This is a genomic window from Streptomyces sp. YS415, from assembly GCF_023544665.1.
Lineage (GTDB): Bacteria > Actinomycetota > Actinomycetes > Streptomycetales > Streptomycetaceae > Streptomyces.
In genome coordinates this window covers 1-5,017 of record NZ_JAMJFL010000071.1, presented here as the reverse complement: position 1 = coordinate 5,017, position 5,017 = coordinate 1, and the positions used below count along the sequence as shown (strand labels likewise).

Annotated in this window: 2 rRNA genes; both read right to left on the bottom strand. The window is 57.6% G+C overall.

Going from position 1 to position 5,017, the window contains the following annotated elements:
• Positions 1 to 42: 42 nt before the first annotated feature.
• Positions 43 to 3,164 (bottom strand): 23S ribosomal RNA (locus M8H82_RS36230).
• Positions 3,165 to 3,466: 302 nt separating this feature from the next.
• Positions 3,467 to 4,992: ribosomal RNA gene (locus M8H82_RS36225) — 16S ribosomal RNA — on the bottom strand.
• The 16S and 23S rRNA genes sit together here, the layout of an rRNA operon.
• Positions 4,993 to 5,017 lie beyond the last annotated feature (25 nt).

Sequence of the window (5,017 nt, the reverse complement as noted above, 5' to 3'; positions counted from 1 at the left end):
ACGGTCGTTGCCTCAGAACTAACACAGTGGACGCGAGCAACTGAGGACAAGCCCTCGGCCTATTAGTACCGGTCACCTCCACACCTTACGGTGCTTCCAGATCCGGCCTATCAACCCAGTCGTCTACTGGGAGCCTTAACCCCTCAAGGGGGTGGGAGTCCTCATCTCGAAGCAGGCTTCCCGCTTAGATGCTTTCAGCGGTTATCCCTCCCGAACGTAGCCAACCAGCCATGCCCTTGGCAGGACAACTGGCACACCAGAGGTTCGTCCGTCCCGGTCCTCTCGTACTAGGGACAGCCCTTCTCAAGACTCCTACGCGCACAGCGGATAGGGACCGAACTGTCTCACGACGTTCTAAACCCAGCTCGCGTACCGCTTTAATGGGCGAACAGCCCAACCCTTGGGACCGACTCCAGCCCCAGGATGCGACGAGCCGACATCGAGGTGCCAAACCATCCCGTCGATATGGACTCTTGGGGAAGATCAGCCTGTTATCCCCGGGGTACCTTTTATCCGTTGAGCGACGGCGCTTCCACAAGCCACCGCCGGATCACTAGTCCCGACTTTCGTCCCTGCTCGACCCGTCGGTCTCACAGTCAAGCTCCCTTGTGCACTTACACTCAACACCTGATTGCCAACCAGGCTGAGGGAACCTTTGGGCGCCTCCGTTACTCTTTAGGAGGCAACCGCCCCAGTTAAACTACCCATCAGACACTGTCCCTGATCCGGATCACGGACCCAGGTTAGACATCCAGCACGACCAGACTGGTATTTCAACGACGACTCCCCCTGAACTGGCGTCCAGAGTTCACAGTCTCCCAGCTATCCTACACAAGCCGAACCGAACACCAATATCAAACTGTAGTAAAGGTCCCGGGGTCTTTCCGTCCTGCTGCGCGAAACGAGCATCTTTACTCGTAGTGCAATTTCACCGGGCCTATGGTTGAGACAGTCGAGAAGTCGTTACGCCATTCGTGCAGGTCGGAACTTACCCGACAAGGAATTTCGCTACCTTAGGATGGTTATAGTTACCACCGCCGTTTACTGGCGCTTAAGTTCTCAGCTTCGCACGCCCGAAAGCGCACTAACCGGTCCCCTTAACGTTCCAGCACCGGGCAGGCGTCAGTCCGTATACATCGCCTTACGGCTTCGCACGGACCTGTGTTTTTAGTAAACAGTCGCTTCTCGCTGGTCTCTGCGGCCACCCCCAGCTCAAGGAGCAAGTCCTCTCACCGGATGTGGCCCCCCTTCTCCCGAAGTTACGGGGGCATTTTGCCGAGTTCCTTAACCATAGTTCACCCGAACGCCTCGGTATTCTCTACCTGACCACCTGAGTCGGTTTAGGGTACGGGCCGCCATGAAACTCGCTAGAGGCTTTTCTCGACAGCATAGGATCATCCACTTCACCACAATCGGCTCGGCATCAGGTCTCAGCCTCATGTGCGACGGATTTGCCTATCGCACGGCCTACACCCTTACCCCGGGACAACCACCGCCCGGGATGGACTACCTTCCTGCGTCACCCCATCACTCACCTACTACGAGTCTGGTCCGTCGGCTCCACCACTCCCCTTTGCCCGAAGGCTCCAGGGCGGCTTCACGGACTTAGCATCGCTCGGTTCAATGTTTGACGCTTCACAGCGGGTACCGGAATATCAACCGGTTATCCATCGACTACGCCTGTCGGCCTCGCCTTAGGTCCCGACTTACCCTGGGCAGATCAGCTTGACCCAGGAACCCTTAGTCAATCGGCGCAAACGTTTCTCACGTTTGTATCGCTACTCATGCCTGCATTCTCACTCGTGAACCGTCCACCACTGCCTTCCGGCGCGGCTTCACCCGGCACACGACGCTCCCCTACCCATCACAGCCGCCGTTGGGCGTATTGCTGCAATGACACGACTTCGGCGGTACGCTTGAGCCCCGCTACATTGTCGGCGCGGAATCACTAGACCAGTGAGCTATTACGCACTCTTTCAAGGGTGGCTGCTTCTAAGCCAACCTCCTGGTTGTCTGTGCGACTCCACATCCTTTCCCACTTAGCGTACGCTTAGGGGCCTTAGTCGATGCTCTGGGCTGTTTCCCTCTCGACCATGGAGCTTATCCCCCACAGTCTCACTGCCGCGCTCTCACTTACCGGCATTCGGAGTTTGGCTAAGGTCAGTAACCCGGTAGGGCCCATCGCCTATCCAGTGCTCTACCTCCGGCAAGAAACACACGACGCTGCACCTAAATGCATTTCGGGGAGAACCAGCTATCACGGAGTTTGATTGGCCTTTCACCCCTAACCACAGGTCATCCCCCAGGTTTTCAACCCTGGTGGGTTCGGTCCTCCACGAAGTCTTACCTCCGCTTCAACCTGCCCATGGCTAGATCACTCCGCTTCGGGTCTTGAGCGCGCTACTGAATCGCCCTATTCGGACTCGCTTTCGCTACGGCTTCCCCACACGGGTTAACCTCGCAACACACCGCAAACTCGCAGGCTCATTCTTCAAAAGGCACGCAGTCACGAGACACCAAGCAAGCTTGATGTCCGACGCTCCCACGGCTTGTAGGCACACGGTTTCAGGTACTATTTCACTCCGCTCCCGCGGTACTTTTCACCATTCCCTCACGGTACTATCCGCTATCGGTCACCAGGGAATATTTAGGCTTAGCGGGTGGTCCCGCCAGATTCACACGGGATTTCTCGGGCCCCGTGCTACTTGGGTGTCTCTCAAACGAGCCGCTGATGTTTCGACTACGGGGGTCTTACCCTCTACGCCGGACCTTTCGCATGTCCTTCGCCTACATCAACGGTTTCTGACTCGTCTCACAGCCGGCAGACTGTGAAAGAGAGATCCCACAACCCCGCATACGCAACCCCTGCCGGGTCTCACACGTATACGGTTTGGCCTCATCCGGTTTCGCTCGCCACTACTCCCGGAATCACGGTTGTTTTCTCTTCCTGCGGGTACTGAGATGTTTCACTTCCCCGCGTTCCCTCCACATACCCTATGTGTTCAGGTATGGGTGACAGCCCATGACGACTGCCGGGTTTCCCCATTCGGAAACCCCCGGATCAAAGCCTGGTTGACGGCTCCCCGGGGACTATCGTGGCCTCCCACGTCCTTCATCGGTTCCTGGTACCAAGGCATCCACCGTGCGCCCTTAAAAACTTGGCCACAGATGCTCGCGTCCACTGTGCAGTTCTCAAACAACGACCAGCCACCCGTCACACACCAACATCGTCAGTGCTTTACCGGGGCCGGCGACTGAGGAAAACCATTCCCTCAGACACCCAACAGCGCGCCCGGCACACTCCCCGCTCCCCTCGACGTTCCACACCCCGAAGGGCAGTACTAGAAGGAGAAGACGATCAAGTGTGCCGAATAGTCAACGTTCCACCCATGAGCAACCAGCACCAGACGTTCGCTGATGAACTGGCCTCTGAACCAGGCAAGCCCGGTTAAGAAGTGCTCCTTAGAAAGGAGGTGATCCAGCCGCACCTTCCGGTACGGCTACCTTGTTACGACTTCGTCCCAATCGCCAGTCCCACCTTCGACAGCTCCCTCCCACAAGGGGTTGGGCCACCGGCTTCGGGTGTTACCGACTTTCGTGACGTGACGGGCGGTGTGTACAAGGCCCGGGAACGTATTCACCGCAGCAATGCTGATCTGCGATTACTAGCAACTCCGACTTCATGGGGTCGAGTTGCAGACCCCAATCCGAACTGAGACCGGCTTTTTGAGATTCGCTCCACCTCACGGTATCGCAGCTCATTGTACCGGCCATTGTAGCACGTGTGCAGCCCAAGACATAAGGGGCATGATGACTTGACGTCGTCCCCACCTTCCTCCGAGTTGACCCCGGCGGTCTCCTGTGAGTCCCCATCACCCCGAAGGGCATGCTGGCAACACAGGACAAGGGTTGCGCTCGTTGCGGGACTTAACCCAACATCTCACGACACGAGCTGACGACAGCCATGCACCACCTGTCACCCGGCCACAAGGGGGGCACCATCTCTGATGCTTTCCGGGCGATGTCAAGCCTTGGTAAGGTTCTTCGCGTTGCGTCGAATTAAGCCACATGCTCCGCTGCTTGTGCGGGCCCCCGTCAATTCCTTTGAGTTTTAGCCTTGCGGCCGTACTCCCCAGGCGGGGAACTTAATGCGTTAGCTGCGGCACCGACGACGTGGAATGTCGCCAACACCTAGTTCCCACCGTTTACGGCGTGGACTACCAGGGTATCTAATCCTGTTCGCTCCCCACGCTTTCGCTCCTCAGCGTCAGTAATGGCCCAGAGATCCGCCTTCGCCACCGGTGTTCCTCCTGATATCTGCGCATTTCACCGCTACACCAGGAATTCCGATCTCCCCTACCACACTCTAGCTAGCCCGTATCGAATGCAGACCCGGGGTTAAGCCCCGGGCTTTCACACCCGACGTGACAAGCCGCCTACGAGCTCTTTACGCCCAATAATTCCGGACAACGCTTGCGCCCTACGTATTACCGCGGCTGCTGGCACGTAGTTAGCCGGCGCTTCTTCTGCAGGTACCGTCACTTTCGCTTCTTCCCTGCTGAAAGAGGTTTACAACCCGAAGGCCGTCATCCCTCACGCGGCGTCGCTGCATCAGGCTTTCGCCCATTGTGCAATATTCCCCACTGCTGCCTCCCGTAGGAGTCTGGGCCGTGTCTCAGTCCCAGTGTGGCCGGTCGCCCTCTCAGGCCGGCTACCCGTCGTCGCCTTGGTGAGCCATTACCTCACCAACAAGCTGATAGGCCGCGGGCTCATCCTTCACCGCCGGAGCTTTTAACCCCCGCCCATGCAGGCAGAAGTGTTATCCGGTATTAGACCCCGTTTCCAGGGCTTGTCCCAGAGTGAAGGGCAGATTGCCCACGTGTTACTCACCCGTTCGCCACTAATCCCCACCGAAGTGGTTCATCGTTCGACTTGCATGTGTTAAGCACGCCGCCAGCGTTCGTCCTGAGCCAGGATCAAACTCTCCGTGAATGTTTACCCGTGATCGGGTCGACAC